The sequence below is a fragment of the Armatimonadota bacterium genome (assembly GCA_016223145.1).
GTDB lineage: Bacteria > Armatimonadota > Fimbriimonadia > Fimbriimonadales > Fimbriimonadaceae > Nitrosymbiomonas.
Map to the genome: position 1 here is coordinate 132996 of JACRPN010000004.1, position 20730 is coordinate 153725.

Below are 20730 nucleotides of genomic sequence, written 5' to 3' on the forward strand. Positions count from 1 at the left end.
CGAAGGCCGGGACCTTATAGAAGAGCAAGCGGACAGTAAGCCTTACTTGGCCACCGCGTCGATCGCGGCTCGGAGCTGTGCCAGCCCTTCTTTGTCGGGGGTGAGGTTCACAAAGGTCTTGCTGATCTTGCGATCCTTGTAGACCATCACGGTGTTCTTAACCTCTTTGTCGAGGTTGATCTTGTAACCGCTTACGCCCTGGTCTTTGGTTGAGAGATGCGTGATCGCCACGTTCTTGAGCTTGGTGGCCTTGCCGACCTTTTCCGCGCCCTCCACGCAGTTGCCGCACATGGTGAGCATCACAACGAAGCCCTTCATGTCCTTGTCTTTATGGGCGACAATGGCTGAATCGATCGCTGCAGCGAACTTCTCGGCGTCGCCCTGGGACTGCGGGCTGAGCCAAACCTGGACGGCCGGCCGCGCCCCATACTTGCACACTGGGCAGGTGTCGGTGCCGGCATCTGGGCCGCTTACGTGGCGGGGGTCGAAGGCCGGAGCGAACTCGCCTGGCTGAAGGCCGGACTTTGGTCCGCCGTTGATGGCCCCGGTGAGGGCGAACACGGCGACGGAAAGGGTCACGATTCCAACGATTGCTGCTTTGCGCATCAGATTCCTCCCAGCGTTACCTCGGCGCGTTACCTCTGCGCCTGATGCAATTCTATACGCTCTTGTAGACTTTGGATGTTACGCCCTCCGCAAAAAACTCACTTGATTCGTTCGAACTTGAACCCCCGGACCTCGATGTGCGATCCCGACTTCTTGAGGAAGAACGTGAACTGGCCGGCCTCTGTGGAGAGTGTTGCCGAAGCGCCGCTTGGATCGGCTTGCTCGGCAATTCCGAAGGCCATGAGGGGCTCTCGTCCATAGTCCCTTACAAATGCCCGCTGCTCGTTCGTTCCTGGTCTTGCCTTCATGGCGGCAGCCATCCATGCATCTGCAGCCCGAAGGTAGGGCATGGATAGGGAAACCGAGAGTCGCTTCAGCCCTTGCATGGAAACGGCGTAGACCTCGGTGCGCTCGAACACCTTGTCCGAGCTACCGACGATGACCGCTTGGGGGCTGTCAAGGGACTTGAGCGTCAGTCTGTCGCCTTGGATTTCAAAAGGTGAAGGCGCCTCCTCCTCTTCCAGCAGCCACTCACCCATCACATCACCTGTGACATGCGCTCTGCCTGGGCCCAAAGCGATGGACATGGCACGCGTCCCGAAACGCATTCCGGCGTCCTGAACGCTTGTGCAGTTCATCACCATCGCGCCACAGTCCGCGAAGTAAGGATGAGCCTCGAAGCCGAAGAGCCAGCTCAACCGCTGCGGCATCGCGATGGCCTTTCCATCACGCCAAACAAACACCCTTGAGACCGCGCCCATCGTGACGGACACCGCTTTCAAACCTTCGCGGTCGGCGAGGTTGACATCCATGACGCGGTAGTCGGTTGCGAGATAGCTCTCGTTGCCCGTGGCTTTCAGGAAAGGCAGCAAGAACTCCCCGATCGCGAACTCGTCGGCTGATTGCGCCATGAGTTTCGCCTTAGCCTCGTGAGCCAGGATCGCCATACACCGCTGGATCGCAGGGTCCGGCTTTTCCGAGGGGTAATTGCTCTTTCGCCCTGCGAAGGCAAGTTTGAACTTGCTCACGGTGCCAGGGCCGGGAGTCTGGCCGTGGGCGGGGCTGATGGCGAGGAGAAGGATGGAAGTCAGGATAGGGTTCATTGGAGGGTTCTCATCGGAAACGGACGTGCAAGAGTCGTGAGCGTCGCACAAAGTGCTGGGACCTTGCGTTGTTGCGGGGCCTATAGGACGGCCGGCCGGCCATCGTCCTCTTGCTCGAAGGTGCCGTAATAGTAGGGTGTGGCGGACTCGAATTCTGCGCTGCACGTGTCCACCATCTTGAACACCGGCATGACCTTGAGACGCTGCACTTCGGTCCGCACGAACCGCGCAAAGTCGTCCTCTTCGCCATCCGCGGCCATCAAGCTGAGGATGGTCGGCGAGGAGAAACCGGTCTCGAAGGCCTCAAAAATCAGGTTCGAGAGGGCGATCCCTTCCCTGCCCTGAGCCTCGCGCGCCTTTCCCGCTGAGCTTAGTCGGGCTTCTAGGTTCACCAGGCCTTGGAGCTTGGTGAGGAACCACTTGTCGATGCGGCTGATGCGGTTGATTTCGTCCACAGACCAGCCTCGGCGCAGGCCCTCGCACACGGCCCAAAGCCGTTCGTCGGTGGGGATGCGGATGGCAGCGTTCAGCGCCTCGTCGTCAATGTGCATGAAGCCGGCATGCCGCAGGTCTTTCTGCCTCACTTCCAGACCCCGGATGGCTTTCAGCAGCGCCGCCTCGAAGCTCCGGTCGATCGCCATGACCTCGCCCGTGGCTTTCATCTGAGTGAAGAGAGTGCGATCCCCAGAACGGAATTTGTCGAACGGCCAGCGGGGAATTTTGACGACGCAATAGTCGAGCGCGGGTTCAAAGCAGGCCTTCGTGGTCTTTGTCACCTGGTTTTCAATCTCGTCCAGCGTCTTGCCGATTGCGATCTTGGCTGCGACCCGGGCAATCGGATACCCCGTGGCTTTCGAAGCGAGCGCCGAGGAGCGCGATACGCGCGGGTTGACCTCGATCACGTAGTAGTCGAAACTCTCCGGGTTCACCGCAAGCTGAACGTTGCAGCCTCCTTCGATCCCAAGCGCCCGAATGATCTTCAGGGAGGCCGTGCGGAGCATGTGGTATTCGAGATCGCTCAGAGTCTGGCTCGGGGCGATCACGATGCTGTCCCCCGTGTGAACCCCCATGGGGTCGAAGTTCTCCATGTTGCAGACGGTGATGCAGTTGCCCGCGCCATCACGCATCACCTCGTACTCAATCTCCTTCCACCCTAGGAGTGAGCGCTCGATCATCACTTGGCTGCGCATCGAGAGGGCCAGGCCCTTGCGGCCGATCTCCCATAGCTCGTCGGGGTTGTGGGCGATTCCGCCGCCGGTGCCTCCAAGCGTATAGGCCGGCCTGACGATGCGCGGGTAAGGGAAGTCGATCAGGCGTCCGCTGTCGTCTGGGACCTTCGTATCAAGGATGGCCTTGAGCTGTTCGGGCGATTCGATGATGAAGCTCTCGGGCACCGGCTCGCGAATCTCCCGCATGAGCTTTCGAAACTCCTCGCGGTCCTCGGCCTTGCGGATGGCGGAAAGCGGCGTGCCCAATAGCTTGACTCCGTACTTTTCGAGGATTCCAAGCTCCGCGATCTTGGTCGCAAGGTTAAGTCCCGTCTGTCCGCCCAAGGTAGGAAGCAGAGCGTCGGGACGCTCCCGGGCGATCACGCGCTCGCAGAACTCAGGCGTAAGCGGTTCGATGTAAAGCGCATCCGCCATTTCCGGGTCGGTCATGATCGTCGCGGGGTTGCTGTTGATCAGAACGACTTCGCAGCCCTCTTCCTTGAGCGATCGACAGGCTTGTGCGCCGGCATAGTCGAACTCGGCAGCCTGGCCGATGACGATAGGGCCAGAACCGATCACGAGGACTTTCATGCCGGGAGAGGAGTGTACCGAACGGAGTTCAATCCATGTGTGACCGGCAAAAATGCCAGAAGTCGCGCCAATCCCCAGTTCAAAATGCCAGGTTTTGACCTCAGCGGCGGCATTTGGGCTGAAATAGCACAGACCTTGTCATACAATGATCACAGCCCTAACTGGCTTGGCAGTTCGGGCGGTGCCAATAGGCACCAATCTACTTGTTTGTTTCGGAGGAATATGATGAGAAGGTCTATGATGGCCGGCGCGTTTGCCGCGCTTGGTCTTGGAATGGTTGGGGCTGCTTTTGCCAGCACCACGATCAACTTCAGTGAAGTCGGCTTGACCCCCGGTTGGGGACCCGACCCGTGGTTCGCCGGTAGCCCGAAAGGAACGAATCTGACGAACCAGTTCATTAGCGCAGGCGCACTGTTTGAAGTGTCGAATGGCGCGGCGTATGTCACGAACTCCAGTTTCTGCACGGGCACCAGCGCTCTGGGCTGGGGCGAGTTTCTAGCGGTGAACACGACTCCCCCGTACGTTGGCGCCGGCGCGATTCTTAGGCTCACGTTCTGGAATCCCACGAACTCGAGCGAAGCGGCAGTGGTCAATGGTGGAGACATCAACTTCAGCATCAGCGATCAGAACAGCGTGCCGACCGACCGAGTGATCGTGAGATCGTACGACCAGTACAACAACCTGATCGAGACGGTTGCGCTGCACAGCTACGTGGACGTGCTCGGTTTCACCAGCGGCAGCGTTCATCGAGTGGACTTCTACGACAGCGGTTCGGACGGCTTCGTGATCGACGATCTGAGCTTCGGCAACGTGGGAGTTGCTCCCGAGCCCGGCACCTTGGCCGTCATCGGCCTTGGCGCTGCCGCCCTGCTGCGAAAACGACGACGCTAACAGCTTCATCAGCAAGACCAAGCACGGCGCCGCGCAAATTCCGGTGAGGTTGTGCCTGGGGGAGATCCTCTGCGAGAGATTCATCGCGGAGGCTCCCCCGCGCCGTTTTTTTGGCTCCTGGCTCCCGGGGCCTCGAGCCTAAGCCTTGAACTGCTTGACCCGTTCGACGAACTCGTCGAAATAGGGCCTGGAATCCCAGGGCCCTGGCGCCGCCTCAGGATGGTACTGGATGCTCGATGCCCATGCCTCCGGGACTTCGATGCCCTCGACGGTTCCGTCATTGAGGTTGACCTGGGTCACCCTGCCCCCGCTGCCTGAGAGCGAGTCGGGATCGACGGCATAGCCGTGGTTCTGCGAGGTGATCGTCACAACCCGGGTCTTCAGGTCCTGAACCGGGTGGTTCGAGCCTCGATGGCCGAACTTGAGCTTGAACGTCTTCCCACCGATAGCTTGGCAAAGCAATTGATTGCCGAGACAGATGCCGAACATCGGTCTTTTGCCCAGAAGGTCTCGTACGGTCTCCACAACTCCGCCCAGCCGTGCTGGGTCGCCCGGGCCCGGCGAAAGCACGACGCCGTCTGGCTCCCAGGCCAGGACCTCCTCTGCGGACACTGTCGCCGGAAGCACAATCGGACGGCACCCTGCCCTCCAGAACCGCCTGAGGATGTTGAACTTCAGCCCGCAATCGATGACCACGAGCCGAATGCGGCTCTCGTCGTCCTGGGCTTCCACCGATTCCTTGCCGGAAGCGCCCCACTTGTAGGGGGCCTTGGTGCTCACTTTGTAGACGAAGTCGGTGTCGTCGTAAGCCTGTGTCTCCCGAAGGCGCTGGATTGCCAGAGCCGGTGGGCCGTTGGTGATGCAACCCATCGAGACTCCGCCCGAGCGAATTCGTTTGGTGACGGCGCGCGTGTCGATGCCTTGAATCCCCACCAGCCCCCGCTCGATCATGATCTGGTTGGGCGATTTCGTGGAGCGCCAGTTGCTGGGCGAATCGCAGGCCTCTTTGACAATGAAACCCGTTGGCTGGACCCTATCGGATTCGAAATCGTCCTCATTGATCCCGTAGTTGCCGATCAAAGGATAGGTGAGCATCACCATCTGGCCGGCGTAACTCGGGTCGGTCAGGATCTCCTGATAGCCGGTCATCCCCGTATTGAAGACGACCTCCCCGCTGGTCTCCCCCTGGGCTCCAAGCGCGGAGCCGGTATAGGTCGTGCCATCGCTAAGGACAAGATGCGCCGTCAATGTTTCGCCTTGGGCCAGGAGGCGCGCGACAGCACCGTCTCGAACACCCTTGGAACCCGGAGGATTATACCGAGGGGCCATGGGGTAGAACTTGTCGCGAACAGGATGCCGCACCTTGCTGTCTTCGACGACCTGGCCGAATGGCTGAATCGGCCCTTCTTCCACTTGGGAGAATGGGACCTAACCGCTTTCGTGATGATCCGGCTGGTTCTCTATCCGGTTCTCGCCATTCTTCTCGCAAAGTGGATCCGCCGTGGAGTTCGTAGGGGCCTCAAGCGCCATCCCCATATCGACGAGGCCACTCATCGAGCCATCGCGACGGTCGTTTACTATGTTTCGCTGATCATCGGCGTTCTGGTGGCCCTTAACGCGGCGGGCATGCCGATCCAGAATCTGGCCGTCTTCAGCGGTGCGATCGGCCTCGGCATCGGTCTCGGCCTGCAGCAGATCGCCCAGAACTTCCTTTCCGGAATCCTGCTGCTGACGGGAAGGTCGGTGAGAACAGGGGACTGGCTAACCTATGACGGGCACGAGGGCTCGGTCGAGGATATCGGGTTCTACTCCACTCTGATCCGTACGCCGGACGACGGGGAGATGATCGTTCCGAACTCTCAACTGCTGAACGGCAAGGTGATCAACTGGACCCGGAAACGCGCCCTCAGGCGCATCACGGTGGCGATGCCGCTCTCGCACAAGCACGAAACCGAGCAATGTCAGAGAGTGCTTTTGGAGGCTGTCGCCGGCTGCCCGGGCGTCCTCAACGATCCAAAGCCGAGCGTTGCGATCAAAGGCGTTCGCGCCGCGGGGGCGGATTGGGACGTTTCAGTTTGGACTTCTGAGCATGTCTCCAGCCCAGGGGTTCTTTCCAGCCGGCTAGTGGCGCGGTGCCTTGAGGCCTGCCGAGAGAATGGGATCGAGCTAGCGGCGACGTGAGATGTCCGATCTTGCGGTCGAGCAACCCGGGCGAGACGCCTGCGCTTGCCCGGCGCAACTGGGCACGGTGGTCCTCTGCAATGCCTCTGCAAAGCAACCCAGGCGAGACGCCTGGGCTACAGGGTTTGGCAGGGCACGGGTGCGAGGCGACTGGGCCACTGGGCGCTAGTCCACCCACGCGCCGGTTTGCGCCGTCGACCTCAACCTTTCGGCCTCCAGGACCTCGCGGATGTTGTAGCCGTTCCTTTCCAGAGCCTGCTGCGCCTCCTCGGTGGAAAGCGTGGTGAGGTCGTGAACGATCTTAACGCAGCGCTCGCGGAGCTTGGCATTGGTGGCCTTCACATCGACCATTAAATTCTCGACCACCTTGCCACAAAGCACCATCGCTGCTGTGCTGATCGCATTGAGCACCATCTTCTGCGACGTCCCCGCCTTAAGGCGCGTGGACCCGGTGAGCACCTCGGGCCCTGTGAGCAGGCAGATCGCGTGGTCAGCGGCTCTGAGCAGAGGCGTATTGCGCGTGTTCGCTATGCCACAGGTCCAGGCGCCCTTTTGGTGGGCATGCCGGACGCCGCTTACCGTAAAGGGCGTCTTTCCGCTGGCAGAGATGCCGAACACCAGATCGTCCGGGGTGATTCCGACCTCGTTCAGAGCTTCGACGGCCGCATGCTCGTCGTCTTCCGCGCGCTCGATCGCCGAAGTCTGTGCCTTGCTTCCTCCCGCGACGACCGCGACGAACCGATCGGGATCGACGCTGAAGGTAGGAGGCATTTCGGCGGCATCGGCATTGGCGATTCTGCCGCTGGTGCCCGCGCCGATGTAGATGATGCGGCCCCCCGATTGGTAGGCCTTGGCCATTCGTTCCGCCGCGATCGCGATGGAGGTCTCAGCGGACTTGATCGCTGCAAGGATCGCCTGATCCTCTAGGTTCATGAGTCGGACGATTTCGGTCGCCGACATGTGGTCAAGCTTGGTGGTGCGGGGGTTTCTTGCCTCTGTACTCATGGATTCGGGTGCGGGACGCCGTTGTCCCGCGCATGCTCTTCATCTTTACGTTCAGAGGTCGATTTGCATCGTCGCGAGGTACCGGGGCAAGGCTCTTGCCACTCGCGTGTCAAGCTCCCAGCAACTCCCAAGCAAGACGCAAGGCTCCCACAACGGGCGGACTCTTGAACGGCACAAAGCATACTTGAATGCCAAGATTGAAGTCTTGCCACGAGCGCTCCAGTGCGTCCTGAAAGACACGGCCACTTTTCCACACGCCCCCTGCGAGGGCCACCGACACGGGCCGCCCTTCTTCTCGGCCGAGGGCTGGGTGGAATCGCGCCAAGTGGTCGGCGAGCTGAAGCGCGAGCGCTTTGGACTCGCTCGCCAAAAAAGCCTGGGCATAGGGCTCCCCAGCTTTGACGTCCCTGGAGAACGACTCCAGGTGCTTGGCCAATTCCGCGACCGGCGAAGGTGCTCGATAGATCGCGGCGATTGCCTGCGCCTCCATGGCAGCGATAGTCTGCAGCGATGGCGCATCGCTTCCAAACGCGCTTCTTTCCAATGGCTCCCTGCCGGCCAAGAGCCCGTGCAAGAACGCTTCTCTTCCGAATCGAAAGGCCGATCCGACGTCGCCCAGCAAGTAGCCCCTGCCACCCGTCTTGACGAAGCGGCCCCCTATCCTTGAGCACACGACGCTGCCCGTGCCCGCCACCAGGGCCACGTCGGCATACGAGGCCGAATGGGCAGCGGCATAGTCGGGGTAAGCGGAGTATCGCGCACCGGGGAAGGCGTCGGACAAGCAGGCGATGGCCCTTTGGCGATCATCTTCGGTCAGAAGGCCGGCAAAGCATCCACAGACGGCATCGGGAGTCGGGCAGCCCTCTGTTGCCCTCCTGATATGGTCCTTCAGGAGTTGCCGAGGGGTTGTGGCGACGTTGGCAGCGCCGGACTGACCCCGAAACACCACGTGTAGCGCTGCAGCCGCTTCCTCGTTTTGGTTCGTGAATGAGCTTGGGGGTGAGCTGGTAGCCCCGGGGGCCACCTCCGCAGCCCACGCCCTGCAAGAAGTGCCGCCACCGTCGATTCCAAGGATCAAGGCCATCTGACGGTGGCGGTTTACCCGATTCGCAGCACTCACTCGGGAACAGGGGCTCGCGGTATCAGCGCAAGGACTCTAAACGGCGGATTCGCTCCTCCGTGCTGGGGTGCGATCTGAAGAGGTTCAACAGCCCCGATCCGACTCCGCCAAACGGGTTGACAATGCAAAGGTGCGCAGCCTGCGGCGGCATATGGCCCGGGATAGCCGTGGCGCCGCGCTCAAGCTTTCGAAGCGCGTTCGCCAGCCCGTGCGGTGTGCCCGCGATCTCGGCGCCTTCGCGGTCCGCTTCGAACTCGCGCGCTCGGGAGATCGTCATCTGCACCGCGATCGCGGCGATCGGCGCCACGATGCTGACCAGCAGAAGCACGAGCGGGTTGCCGCCTTCGCGGTCGTCACCTCCGCCAAAAAACGAGAAGAACCGAAGGAAGTTGGCCAGCATCATGACGGCGCCAGCGATCGTGGCCACGATCGCCATCGTGAGGGTGTCGCGGTGTTTGATGTGCGCCATCTCGTGTGCGATCACGCCCTCGACCTCCGGCTGGTCGAGGATGTCCAGGAGTCCGGTATTGACCGCTACGACGCCGTGCTTCGGGCTGCGGCCCGTGGCAAAAGCATTCGGCGACGGGTCGTCTACGACGTAGAGCTTCGGAGTCGGGATGCCCGCGCGGGAAGCCAGACGCCGCACCATTGCATACAGCTCCGGGGCTTCCTCCGGTTCGACGGGCTTGGCGCGCGTCATCGCGATCACCAGGTTGCTGGAGAACCAGAACGTGCCAAGGTTCATCAGCGCGGCGACACCAAACGCCAGCACGGCGCCGGTCGTTCCGCCAAACTTGCTTCCAAGCCAAACGACGAGCGCGGTCAGGGCCACCATCAGCACTCCGACCTTGATTGCGGTTGTCACAGTTGACAGTCTCATATCTTCTCTTTTTGAACACCCGAGCTTCCGCGACCGTGGACCTGCGACCTCGGACCTCGAACTTCCGTCCCCGGCCAACAAAAAAGACCTCGGCCGGATCTCCGGCGAAGGTCTTGCCTCAGTGCCCGGGACCGGCCTTTCGGCGTCTTGACGATCCCGCGCTCCCGTTGGGTCTACCCGCCGGGCGCTACTCCCCTTCGTATGGGCGTTCAATCCTTACAAACGAAGAAGGAAGGCGTTTCGTTCCGTCGCACCGTGCCTAACCCCCGCCCTTACCAGGAATTCCGGGCTCGGTGAGCAGGGCGGGGTCGAGCGCACGGGCCAGGGTGGCCTCATCGAGCAGGTTCCGCTCGCGCACCACTGCCGGAATCGTCTTGCCCTCGGCGAGAGCCTGCTTCACCACCTCGGCGGCGGTCTTATAGCCCACAAAGGTGTTCAGCGCGGTCGCCAGACTCGGCGAGATCTCAGCGTAGTACTTGCAGCGCTCGACGTTGGCCTTGATCCCCTCGACGCAGTTGTCGCTGAACGTATGCAGCGTTTCGGTGAGGATTTGCAGGCTGAACTGCGCCGAAAACGCCATGCTGGGCATCATCACGTTTAGTTCAAGCTGGCCTGCTTGCACACAGTAGTCCATCGCCTGGCACTGGCCGAGCACCTGGTAAAGCACCAGGTTCAGGTTCTCCGCCATGCTGGGGTTCACCTTGCCCGGCATGATGCTGCTTCCAGGTTGCACCGGCGGCAAGACGATCTCAGCGATGCCGGTGAGGGGCCCCGAACACAGAAGCCGCAGGTCGTTGGTGATTCGGGTGAGCTCCAGGCAGAAGATCCTCAGCGCTGCTGATAGCGCCGAAACCGGCAGCTGCGATTGCATCGCCTCAACCATGTTTGGAGAGTGCCTGAACGGCAACAAGGTGTACTTTTCCAGATATTCAACTACGGAGAAGCGATACTCGGGGTGGGTGTTCAGCCCCGTGCCGGCGGCGGAGCCGCCGATTCCCAGTTCCTCAAGCTCGTGCGCGGCGTGCTCGAACCACTTGCGGCAGCGCTTGATCGTATCGGCGTAGCCTCGAAACTCCTGGCCCAGCCGAATGGGAACGGCGTCCTGAAGATGAGTCCGTCCAGACTTGAGCACGTTGTCGAACTCCTCGGCCTTCAATTCAAACGCGTCGTAGAGCTTGTCGATCGCTTTATAGAAGTCCTCGAGCATGAGCCTGGACATGACGCGGATTGCCGTGGGCACCGTGTCGTTGGTGGACTGGCCGTAGTTCGGATGGTCGTTTGGGTTGACCTTTTGGTACTCGCCCTTCTTCCCGCCAAGGATCTCTTCAGCTCTATTGGCAAGAACCTCGTTACAGTTCATGTTGAAGCTGGTCCCGGCGCCCATGTGGAAGACGTCGACGGGGAACTGGGAGCGAAGGTCTGGGGTCTGAGGTCCGAGGTCCGAGGGGATCTGTTGGTACTTGTAGGGGCTCTGAGCGAGGATCTCGTTGCAGGCCTGAACGATGGCGTTGCCAATTTCTGGAGTGAGGAGGCCCAAGTCGGCGTTGGTTTGTGCGGCCGCCTTCTTTATGAGGATAAAGGCGTCGATGAAGCGGGCGTGCTCAGTTAGGCCCGAGATTTGGAAAAGTTTCCGGCTGCGCTCGGCCTGGGAGCCCCAGTAGGCGTTTTCGGGGACTTCGACATTGCCAAGGGAGTCTTTTTCGATGCGAACGCTCATGGTGAATTGAGTCTACTTGGGGGAGCGAAGAAGGGGTGAGGGGTCTATTGGGGGAGATGGAGGGTGAGGGAGGGCGGGGTGGGGATGACGTTGAGCCGGTAGCTGGGAATTCGACGCCGGCTCCCGAAATGGGGTGGGTTTGCCCAGAGCGCTCAGCGGGCGTTCACCCCCCAGACCCCCACCTTCAAGCGGAGGGGGAGCTGCGGCTTGACTCACACAGGGCCGCGCCAAGTCCCTATCGCGTTCGCCAACTGGGCTGGTAGTTGAACTTCCCGCCTCCGGCCACGGTCCGTACGTTCGATCCGTCGGCGTCCATCACCGAAATGTCCCATAGAGTCTGGCAGAATGCAATGCGCCTGCCATCTGGAGAAAACGCAGGTTCGAAGCCATTCTTAAGGACAGTCAGGCCGCTTCCGTCGCTATTCATCAAATAGACCCTTCGAGTGCCTCCAGCCTCGCTGTCAAATGCGATTTTGGCGCCGTCAGGTGACCAACTCGGACGAAAGGCACAGTTGCCAATTGTGGTTAGCCTCTTGGTTTGGCCTGTCTGTGGAGAAATCAGCCAGACGTCGCTATCGTGGACATAGGCTATCCATGAGCCATCGGGACTCCAGGCTGGGTGCCAGTCTTGCCCTGAGTTGTTGGTGATGTTCACAAGATTGGAGCCGTCGGAGTCCAGGATATAGAGGTCCATGTAGCCTCCGACTCCGAGCCCGTGGCAAACGATCTTGCGCCCGTCGGGTGACCAGGACGGGCTGGTCAAGGCCGCCGGATTGAGGTGCACCCGATTCGACCCGTCTGGGGCCATCGTCCAAAGCGAATAGTCGTAGGAAAACAGGATTTTGGAGCCGTTCGGTGAATACACAGGCCAGATCTCGTCGCTGTCGCCGCCATCGCCCAACGTACGGCGATCGGTCCCATCGGGCTTGATGGTGAAGATCGTGCGTGGACCAACGGTCTCTGGCTTGCTCCAGAAGACGATCCTGGCCTCAACGATGACTGTTACAGCCGCCGTCCCACTTGCATTTGGGTCAGCCTTGCTGGTCGCCCTGACCGTGTAAGTCCCCAATGTTTGAGGCGCCCGGTAGTTCCCCTGCGCCGAAATCGATCCTCCCCCTTCCTCTTCCACGCTCCAGGTGACCTCCTGGTTCGGGCTGCCCTCCACCACCGCCGTGAAGTGCTCCGACGCGTCCTGCTCCAGGGTCACCGGGTTCGGGCTCACCGTCACAGTCAAGGTGCCCGACTGCACCGTGACCTTCGACGTCCCGGCGACGGCCGGATCTGCCACGGCCCGCGCCTCGACGGTCACCGCCATCGGCGTCGCGGGCGCCGTGTAGAGCCCGTTCGCGTCGATGCTTCCGCCGCCTGCGGTCAGCACCTTCCAGGTGACCGCCTGGTTCGGGCTGCCGATCACGAACGCCGAGAACTGCTGCTGCCCATTTGGACCCACCGTCACCGGATTGGGCGAAACGTCCACCTCCAGAGTCTCCATCTGCACGATCACCAGCGCCGTCGCCGTCTTGGAGGGATCGGCCGCCGAGCGCGCCTCGATCGTCACGTACATCAGTTCCGGTGGCGCTGTGTACAGCCCGCCGCTCGATATGGAGCCGCCGTTTGCCGTCAGCACACTCCAGGTGACCTGCTGGTTGGCGGTCCCGTACACCGTCGCCGTGAACTGCTTGGAGTCCGCAGGCTGGACCAGAGCCGAGAGAGGGTTGATCTCGACGCTGATCGCCGAATCCACCGTGACAGCAACCGTGGCGGGTGCGCTGGCCACGCCATCGACCGTGGCGATGACGCTCGCCGAGCCCAGGGCCCTTCCTTTGGCGTAGCCGTCCTGAAACGCCAGCTTGTCGGAGCCCGATGTGACCGTCCAGACCGCAGAGCCTCCGCTGACAGCCACGATCCCGCCTCCTGAGTCCTTGGCGCTGAACTGAAGCTGCTTCGTCTGATCGATGCCCACAGACTGCCCTGCCGGCACGCTGACGCTCGATACCGTGCCCACGGTACTTATCGAACCGGAGAGGGTTCCGTCCGGCTGGACCGAGAGAGTGCCCGAGGCGACCCCAACGACGCTTCCCGTGCCGTTGCCCTGAGCGAAGAAGGTCGCGGTGACGCGGTGAGCCCCGACCTTGGCCTTGATGCCGGTCGTGTAAGTCTCGGAATGGGAAGATGGGTCCGCGCTTCGGTTGGCCGGGTACAGAAGGTCGCTGCCGGACTCGGAGGCGCCCTCCACGCGCAGCACCACCGAAAGCGCCGAGCCTGGGCCATCCAGAGACCTGCTCCTAAGCCCCCAATCCACGGAGAACTTGAGCGAAGCGAAAAACGTAGAGCCACCGCCGCCCCCTCCACAGCCGAAAAGCACGCAGAGCAGTGCGATGGGCACCACCAGCCAGAACCAGGTTTTCACGGAAACTCCCTCTGAAAGAGAAGACGAGAAACAAAGGCCCCGCCGTTCTCGAATTTGATGTCAGTTCCAACCGATGCGGAACAGACCTGGCTCGATGGGACATGTCCCGGCTTTCACCCAGGCGGCTCGCCGCCGCGAACATCAAAGCATCGAAGCATCGATCCCGTGATGGCGCATGTATCGGTTTTTTCCCGCCGACAAGTCGGCTGATCGCAAAGCGCCGGCAAGCCAGCGCACTCCCAAACCGGACCCCTGCCTACGGCCTCCGCTCACACTCATCTCAACCAACACACACTGGAAAAAGGATGATCGCCGCCCTCCGCTCCTCGTCCATCTGCCTTCACCCTTCGCCTCTCGCCTCTCGCCTCTCGCCATTCACTCCTCCCAGCGAACACTGGCACGGTTTCTGCAGTCGTATGTTCGGGAAGAGCGCGCTATCGGAAAGGCCGAGCCGCGCCGAACGAAGGAACTGGACAGGCCCACCGCACGGTGAGCCCAGAAGGTCCCTTCGGCGCCGGAAATGGGAGACGATCCGGCATTATCGGCAGGTTCAGCAGCCAACCGAAGCGCAATCTACCAAAAATCTGCAATAAAGGTTCCCACGGAACGAAAAGATGATCTATAATCCACCTGATACCGCTCCCGGATCACGTGTGCGGTTGTGTTAAGTCATCTTTACCTTCGTTTCAGAGGTGTCAGAGTGAAAAAACGAGCATTTACCCTTATTGAACTTCTGGTGGTTATCGCCATCATCGCGATTCTCGCGGCCATCCTTTTCCCTGTGTTCGCACAGGCCAAGGCTGCTGCGAAGAAGACCGCGGCTCTCAGCAACGTGAAGCAGATCGCGCTCGGCGCGATCATGTACGAAGCGGACTACGACGATACGTTCCCGCTGATGTACGTTCCGGCCCCCGGCGTCCTTGACGGCCTCGGCTATACGTACACCTGGCAGAACACGATTCAGCCCTACGTGAAGAACTGGGGCCTGTTCGTCAGCCCGCTGCACCGCCTCACCAAGGCTGACCCGATCAACTACCTCGACGTGTTCCTGAACTTCGGTATGCCCCCGCGCGCCGAAATCAACGGAACGAACACCAACGGTTCCTGGTCTGACGGCTACTACCTGCTCTCCGCTTTCGGCGGCCCGCAGGCTCGCTGGCAGGGCATCCTCGGTTTCTGGACCGGCAACGGCTGGGCTGAGCCCACCGGCACCGCCGGCGTGAGCAGCTACAGCGCCACCGCTGTTGCGCGACCTGCCGAGATGGTCTTCGCCACCGACGCGTCCGCTCCGGACTGGTGGTCGGGCTACTTCAACACGATCACGTCGGACACGATGTGGTACTGCGTGACCTGGTATGCCGACTACGGCCTGCAGCGCTTCGGTATGAACCCCCGCTACGGCCAGACGGTCAAGACGGAGTGCGGTTCGATGCGACTTCGAGGCGGCCTCGTCGCCACGACGTTCACCGACGGCCACGCGGCGATGATCCAGATCAACAAGGCCTATGGCACGATGACCACCGCGGGTGGCGTGAAGGTCTACAAGTACATCTGGCCCGGCGAGTAATAGCAAGCCATGCAAAGACTGCAGCAACTTCTATTCTTCGTCATCCTCGCTGGGATTCTGATCGGATGCGGCCAGCCCGCAGCAGACCCGAACGCAGCGGATAACAAAAAGAACGTTGGCAAGCCCTCGCTTCAGGGCGGTGGAGCTTCAGCCGGCGCAGTAGAGTAAGGCTGCAAAGAATCCCTCCGAAATCCTTCGGGGGGATTCTTTCTTTTGAAGTCGCGGAAAGCCCTTGGGCTTTCCGCACTTTTGTTTTTGGGGATCCGACTCGCCGGCGGGCCGACTCCCAAGGGGTTTTGAGGGCGCAGCAATAGAGGGTCTGCCATAATGTCCTTCACCATGGACGTACGCGGCAAGATCGACCGCCTGGCCGGGCTGATGGATGAGTTCCGCCTCAGCGAGGCCGAAATGGAGGGCGAGAACTGGAAGGTCGCCTTCAAACGGCAAAGCACGAAGAAAGCCGCTACGCCCGAAGACGAGTCGGTGGATCACCTCGAGAGCTTTGCTGAGGCGCACTTCGAGGCTCCGGCAGCCGTAATTTCTCAAGGCCCTGTTGGCGAGCCCGTGCTGAGCCCAATGACCGGCATCTACTATGGGGCGCCGAGCCCCAGCGCCGCGCCGTTCGTTGTGGAGGGCGACCACGTCGAGGAAGGCCAGGTCCTGGCGCTGATCGAGGCGATGAAGACCTTCAACGAGATCACCGCCCCCTGTCGTGGAGTGGTCACTCAGCTTGTCGCCAAAAACTCGGACCTGGTCCAGCAGAAGGACGTGCTGATGTATCTGGAGGAGGTTGGGCATTAGGCGTTGGGTGTTCGGGTGTTCAGGTGTTAGGTTTTCAGGTGTTCAGGTGCTAGGTGTCGGGTTTTCAGGTTCTCAGGTGTTCAGGTGCTCCTCGCCCCTCGCCCCTCGCCCAGTGCTTAGTAACTCGTGTTGTGCGTCGAGCCTCGCAACGTGAAAGAAAATGAGTGAGACAAGACCAGAGACTATGGAAGCCACAGAGGCCCGCGATCCCTCACAACCCATTCGTATTGGGTTTCTCGGGTTTGGTACCGTGGGCTCCGCCACGTTTCGGATGCTCGGCGAGAACGCCGCGCAAATCACCCGCAAGGTCGGTACGACCATCGAGGTGTCCAAGATCGGGGTTCGGGACATGGCCAAGGAGCGAATCGCGGACCGGAAGCTCTTTACCGACAACCTGCTATCGGTGGTCGAGGACCCCACAATAGACGTCGTCCTTGAACTGATGGGCGGTGTGGACCCTGCCGGCGAGCTCGTCGAAACGGCGCTCCAGTCTGGGAAGCACGTGGTCACGGCCAACAAGGAACTGCTCGCAAAGCGAGGCTCCAGGCTGGTTCATCTTGCGGCCACGCTCGGCCGAGACCTTCATTTTGAAGCTGCGGTCGGTGGCGGCATTCCGCTGATCCAGCCGATCAAGCACCAGCTCGCAGGCAACGACCTGATCAAGCTGATGGGCATCCTCAACGGGACCACCAACTATGTGCTCACACGCATGAGCAAAGAGGGCGCCGACCTCGATACCGCCGTGAGAGAGGCGCAGGCCAAAGGCTACGCCGAGGCTGACCCAAGCAGCGACATCGACGGCTACGATGCCCAGTACAAGCTCGCGATTCTCTCCAGCATCGCGTTTGGCCAGGAGGTGCCGCCAGAGGGCGTCCACCGAGAGGGCCTGGGCATGATCAAGCCCAAGGACATCCATTTTGCCGACGTCCTTGGCTATACGATTAAGCCCCTAGGCATCGTCGAGGCCCTGCCCGAGGGGATCTTGGCGCGCGTCCATCCGACGCTCCTCCCGAAGACCCACCCACTAGCGAACGTCAACGACGTCTACAACGCGGTCTGGTTTACGGGTGACTTTGTGGGCGACGTGATGTTCAGCGGGCGCGGCGCAGGCGGCAACCCTACGGGCTCAGCCGTCATTGGAGACCTGATCGACGTTTGCCGCAACATCCGTCTCGGTGGTTCCGGCAACACGATTCCCTATGGCCCGCCGATTCGCGCGCTGCCGATCGAGCGGCTCACCTGCAGTTACTACATCCGTATGGTGGTTCAGGACCGTCCCAAGGCGCTCGGCTGCATCGCCACCGTTTTCGGCAATTGCGGGATCTCGCTGGGGGCGATGGAGATGCGGACGCTCGATGGGCGGCTCGGCGAGATCGTATTCCTTACACACCCCGCGCTGGAAGAGTCGTTCCTTCGCTCGCTGAAGGCACTGAGGAACCTGCATATCGTGGAGCAGATCGCCAGTTGGTTCCGCGTGGAGCAGTAAGGGGGCCGCCCGTGGGGCTAATGCGCCAAGTGAGGCCAGTTCCTGAACGCTCCGCCACTCAGCTTCGCCAATTGCTTGGGGCCTAGGGAGTTCCCGCAGAGAACACTGAGGATCGCTTGCAGGGCCAAGACCCTCAATAGTGGCCCAATCGAGCCGTTCCCGCGGAGAACGCGTTGGAATCTCAACGCCCGTTGGCAGCGACAGAACCGCTCCGTTTAGGATAACTTGGGCAAATGCGTATCGCGTGCGTTCAGGCCGACGTCGTCTTCGGCGACCCTGCGGCCAATTCGCAGAGGGCGCTTGCCGAGCTGGAAAGGCTCCACCGGCAGGGTGTCCATCTGGCTGTGTTCCCCGAAGCATTTCTCACCGGGTACTGCGTGTCGACGCCCGAGGCCGCCAGACGCATCTCCATTCCCGTCAGAGCCGATGACGGCCACAAGGTCACCGAAGCCCCCGAGTCGGTTACTTCCCTTCACCGGCGGTGCACCGAGCTTGGCATCCACGCCATCGTCGGGTTCGCGGGGATCGAGGACGGCCGCATCTACAACGGCGCGGTTCTGATCGTGCCTGGTGGGCCCATGTATCGCTACATCAAGACCCACCTTCCCGATCTGGGCCTTGACAAGTTCGTGCGCCGAGGGGATTCGCTCCCGGTTTTCGAGACCGAGCTCGGGAAGATCGGCGTGTTGATCTGCTTCGATCAGCGACAGCCTGAAGCCGCGCGGACGCTTGCCCTTAAGGGCGCCGAGCTCATCGTCCTTCCCACCAACTGGCCCCAAGGCGCGGAGAACTCGGCGAACATCATGACCATCGCCCGCGCCGCTGAGAACCGCGTTTTCTACGCGGCCTGCAATCGGGTCGGTACCGAGAACGGATTCACGTTCATCGGCTGCAGCAAGATCATCGCGCCCTCCGGGAAGGTGCTGGCCTGCGCGGGCGACGGTGAAGAGACGATCGTCGCCGACATCGATTTGGCCGAAGCCAGGAATAAGCGCGCGGTCGTTAGGCCCGGCGAGTATGAATGGACGGTGTTCGAGTCCCGCCGCCCGGAGCTTTATGGAGAGTTGGTGAAGGAGTAGGGAGGTGCGGAGATGAAGGGACGGACGTCTGAGGTCTGAGGGACAGAGGGACCGTGGACAAAGGGACGCGATGGACGACCAAGTGGGGCGGACTCTCAGTCTGCCTGTGGTCCGTAGCCGCGGGTTCCGTGCCCGCGTGCACTACCGCAGCATCGGGAGGGCGGACTCTCTGCCGCGGGTTCCGTGCCCGCGTTTTTGCACTACCGCAGCATCAGCGCTTCGCCGCGTTCGACGTAGCTGTGATCCGGACTTAGGATGTGAATCGGGCCCTCACATCGGCTCCAGACCACCGACTTGCTCCCGATGTACGTTCGAAAAACGTGGGCGCCGTCCTTGGTTCGCGTCCAGTGCGGCGATCCACAACCGGTGCTCAGCATCACGAACAGCCCCGCAGGGATCACCTCTGAATCGCGAAACACGAAAGCCCCTTGGGCTAGATCGCCGGTTTCGATCGCCCGCTCGTGAACCAAAACCAGGCCGCGCAGGACGACGCGCATCGAGCCTTGATTCTGGAGCAAGACAAACTCCTGCTCCGGCTGGCTGCTTCGCTGAACTCCCACGATGCGCAACACGGCAATTCTCCCTGCTGGATGGGACGAAGCAGGAATCGTAAGGTTGTCAACCAATCTCGCCAATCTTCGCAGGCGGAAAGCTAGCGAATGGCGTCCGAAAGGTTGGCTGCAGCTCTCTCCAGGACGCGACACGCTGTCCGAAAGTCGCGCTCGGCGATCCCCTCAGAGAGCAGGTGCTCCGCCGCTGCGATCGACTCCAGGCACCGCTGGAACAGCTTCTCACCCTTTGCCGTCAGCTTCAGCCGCTTGGCCCTCCTGTCGTGCGGGTCGTCGGTTCGGGTGACGACCCCTTTGGCTTCCACGCTCCTCAAGGCCTCGCAGAGTGAGGCCGGGCGAATTCCCATGCGGGACGCAACTTCGGCCTGAGACGCCTTGCCGCCCCCGGCTTTCACCGCACTGAGAAGTTCAAAAGTCCCGAGCGAGAGCCCTGCGTCTGCAAGGGGACGCTCCAGGAAAGACGAGACGAGTTCGGAAACAATTGCCGCCTGGGTAGACAGCGCGCTTTGAAGATCATCCATGACATCCGCGCTCATATGGTTAGTCTACCTAACGAACCATTTTGCGTCAAGGGAACGCAATTCCTCACGGTTCGGCCGGGGCGACCGCCCTTCGCAGCCTGTCCCAAACCGCTTCCCACTCCGGCGACTCGGGCGGTGCTTCGACCTCGATAGCCGACACTCCCAACTGATCGAGCCGGTGGAGAGCGTCATAGAGCGCAGCCCCGTACGCCTCAGGGTCCAGGGGCATTTCGATCTGCAGATCGCCCACCGGCGGGCCGAAACCGAGGCCGGGGCGTTCTGGCGCGAGCCGGTCCACCAACTCCAGTCGCGCCTTTGGTGAATAGTGGCGTCGGTGAAGCCCGGGCGAGCGCGCAGGACCCTCATTGGGTGGCGTATTCAAGGGTCCACCCAGGGCGCTCTCGATCTCAGCGCGGGAGATTCCGCCAGGGCGCAGCAGCGCAGGTGATTCGCCGCTTAGGTCTACCACCGTCGACTCCAGCCCCAGCCTGCTCGGGCCGTCGTCCAATACCAAGTCCACAAGCTTGAGCAACTCAGGGTCGAGGTGCTCGACCCGCGTAGGAGAGAGCCCCATGTAGGGGTTCGCGCTGGGCGCGGCGACCGGGCGGCCCAAGAGCCTGATGACCTCTCGAAACCACCGACTTGCCGGCACGCGCACCGCCACCGTGTCCAGCTTTGCCGTAGCCTCAAGGGGAATCCAGCTGCTCCTGGGGAGCACCAGGGTCAGGGGTCCGGGCCAGAACCTCTCCGATAGGACTTGGGCCCGGAGGGGCCATTCGGAGACGCACCTCATAGCCATCTCGATGGAGTCCACGTGCACGATCAGCGGGTTCGTGCCCGGCCTTCCCTTCGCGGCGTAGACCTTGGCGATGGCGGCGGGATTGGTGGCGTCGCAGGCCAAGCCGTAGACCGTTTCAGTTGGCAGGACCGCGACTCCGCCCTCGGCCAGGACCCTGGCGGCCTCTTGCGCGGCTTCCTCGCCGGCCTTGAGCAGC

General features: G+C 61.5%; 19 protein-coding genes. 7 read left to right on the forward strand and 12 right to left on the reverse strand.

What is annotated here, in order from left to right:
- Positions 1-42: 42 nt before the first annotated feature.
- The 3 genes from HZC36_01880 to carB all read right to left on the reverse strand — a co-directional run bounded on the left by HZC36_01880 (position 43) and on the right by carB (position 3508).
- A complete protein-coding gene (locus tag HZC36_01880) occupies positions 43-606 on the reverse strand; it encodes a hypothetical protein (GenBank protein ID MBI5705716.1) in 564 nt (187 codons plus the stop codon).
- Between the two features lie 98 nt (positions 607-704).
- Positions 705-1709, reverse strand: coding sequence for a hypothetical protein (locus HZC36_01885; protein ID MBI5705717.1), 1005 nt, complete (start codon positions 1707-1709; stop codon positions 705-707).
- An 80-nt stretch (positions 1710-1789) separates the two neighbouring features.
- Entirely contained in the window at positions 1790-3508 is a 1719-nt protein-coding gene (gene carB / locus HZC36_01890; protein ID MBI5705718.1) for a carbamoyl-phosphate synthase large subunit, read from the reverse strand.
- 222 nt (positions 3509-3730) lie between these two features.
- Between carB and HZC36_01895 the strand changes: the two genes are divergently transcribed.
- The gene (locus HZC36_01895; protein MBI5705719.1) at positions 3731-4399 is read left to right on the forward strand and encodes a PEP-CTERM sorting domain-containing protein; all 669 of its coding nucleotides are present in this window, start codon (positions 3731-3733) and stop codon (positions 4397-4399) included.
- 138 nt (positions 4400-4537) lie between these two features.
- On the opposite strand, the gene carA is transcribed toward HZC36_01895, so the two are convergent.
- Positions 4538-5728 (reverse strand): glutamine-hydrolyzing carbamoyl-phosphate synthase small subunit, encoded by a 1191-nt coding sequence (gene carA / locus HZC36_01900; protein ID MBI5705720.1) that lies wholly within the window; start codon positions 5726-5728, stop codon positions 4538-4540.
- A 24-nt stretch (positions 5729-5752) separates the two neighbouring features.
- On the opposite strand from carA, the gene HZC36_01905 reads away from it, so the two are divergent.
- On the forward strand, positions 5753-6580 hold the full coding sequence (locus HZC36_01905; protein ID MBI5705721.1) for a mechanosensitive ion channel: 828 nt from the start codon (positions 5753-5755) through the stop codon (positions 6578-6580).
- Positions 6581-6745: 165 nt separating this feature from the next.
- Here the strand turns inward: HZC36_01905 and HZC36_01910 are convergent, their stop codons facing one another.
- The 5 genes from HZC36_01910 to HZC36_01930 all read right to left on the reverse strand — a co-directional run bounded on the left by HZC36_01910 (position 6746) and on the right by HZC36_01930 (position 13712).
- A complete protein-coding gene (locus HZC36_01910) occupies positions 6746-7585 on the reverse strand; it encodes an N-acetylmuramic acid 6-phosphate etherase (protein MBI5705722.1) in 840 nt (279 codons plus the stop codon).
- Positions 7586-7694: 109 nt separating this feature from the next.
- Positions 7695-8669, reverse strand: coding sequence for a hypothetical protein (locus tag HZC36_01915; protein MBI5705723.1), 975 nt, complete (start codon positions 8667-8669; stop codon positions 7695-7697).
- A 58-nt stretch (positions 8670-8727) separates the two neighbouring features.
- Complete coding sequence (locus HZC36_01920) at positions 8728-9585, reverse strand: zinc metalloprotease HtpX (protein MBI5705724.1); 858 nt, start codon at positions 9583-9585, stop codon at positions 8728-8730.
- Between the two features lie 259 nt (positions 9586-9844).
- Positions 9845-11302 carry an aspartate ammonia-lyase gene (locus HZC36_01925; GenBank protein MBI5705725.1) on the reverse strand — a complete coding sequence of 486 codons (1458 nt, stop codon included), beginning with the start codon at positions 11300-11302 and terminating at the stop codon, positions 9845-9847.
- Positions 11303-11537: 235 nt separating this feature from the next.
- Positions 11538-13712, reverse strand: coding sequence for a PD40 domain-containing protein (locus HZC36_01930; protein ID MBI5705726.1), 2175 nt, complete (start codon positions 13710-13712; stop codon positions 11538-11540).
- Between the two features lie 661 nt (positions 13713-14373).
- Here HZC36_01930 and HZC36_01935 point away from each other — a divergent pair.
- The 5 genes from HZC36_01935 (at position 14374) to HZC36_01955 (ending at position 18645) form a co-directional block, all read left to right on the forward strand.
- On the forward strand, positions 14374-15279 hold the full coding sequence (locus HZC36_01935; GenBank protein MBI5705727.1) for a prepilin-type N-terminal cleavage/methylation domain-containing protein: 906 nt from the start codon (positions 14374-14376) through the stop codon (positions 15277-15279).
- A 9-nt stretch (positions 15280-15288) separates the two neighbouring features.
- On the forward strand, positions 15289-15447 hold the full coding sequence (locus tag HZC36_01940; GenBank protein ID MBI5705728.1) for a hypothetical protein: 159 nt from the start codon (positions 15289-15291) through the stop codon (positions 15445-15447).
- A gap of 171 nt (positions 15448-15618) precedes the next feature.
- Positions 15619-16080 (forward strand): acetyl-CoA carboxylase biotin carboxyl carrier protein, encoded by a 462-nt coding sequence (locus HZC36_01945; protein MBI5705729.1) that lies wholly within the window; start codon positions 15619-15621, stop codon positions 16078-16080.
- Positions 16081-16264: 184 nt separating this feature from the next.
- Entirely contained in the window at positions 16265-17566 is a 1302-nt protein-coding gene (locus HZC36_01950; protein MBI5705730.1) for a homoserine dehydrogenase, read from the forward strand.
- A gap of 233 nt (positions 17567-17799) precedes the next feature.
- Positions 17800-18645 carry a carbon-nitrogen hydrolase family protein gene (locus HZC36_01955; protein ID MBI5705731.1) on the forward strand — a complete coding sequence of 282 codons (846 nt, stop codon included), beginning with the start codon at positions 17800-17802 and terminating at the stop codon, positions 18643-18645.
- A gap of 200 nt (positions 18646-18845) precedes the next feature.
- On the opposite strand, the gene HZC36_01960 is transcribed toward HZC36_01955, so the two are convergent.
- The 3 genes from HZC36_01960 to HZC36_01970 form a co-directional block, all read right to left on the reverse strand.
- Positions 18846-19217, reverse strand: coding sequence for a hypothetical protein (locus HZC36_01960; protein MBI5705732.1), 372 nt, complete (start codon positions 19215-19217; stop codon positions 18846-18848).
- A gap of 80 nt (positions 19218-19297) precedes the next feature.
- Entirely contained in the window at positions 19298-19750 is a 453-nt protein-coding gene (locus tag HZC36_01965) for a winged helix DNA-binding protein (protein MBI5705733.1), read from the reverse strand.
- Between the two features lie 49 nt (positions 19751-19799).
- Complete coding sequence (locus tag HZC36_01970) at positions 19800-20729, reverse strand: threonylcarbamoyl-AMP synthase (protein MBI5705734.1); 930 nt, start codon at positions 20727-20729, stop codon at positions 19800-19802.
- Position 20730 lies beyond the last annotated feature (1 nt).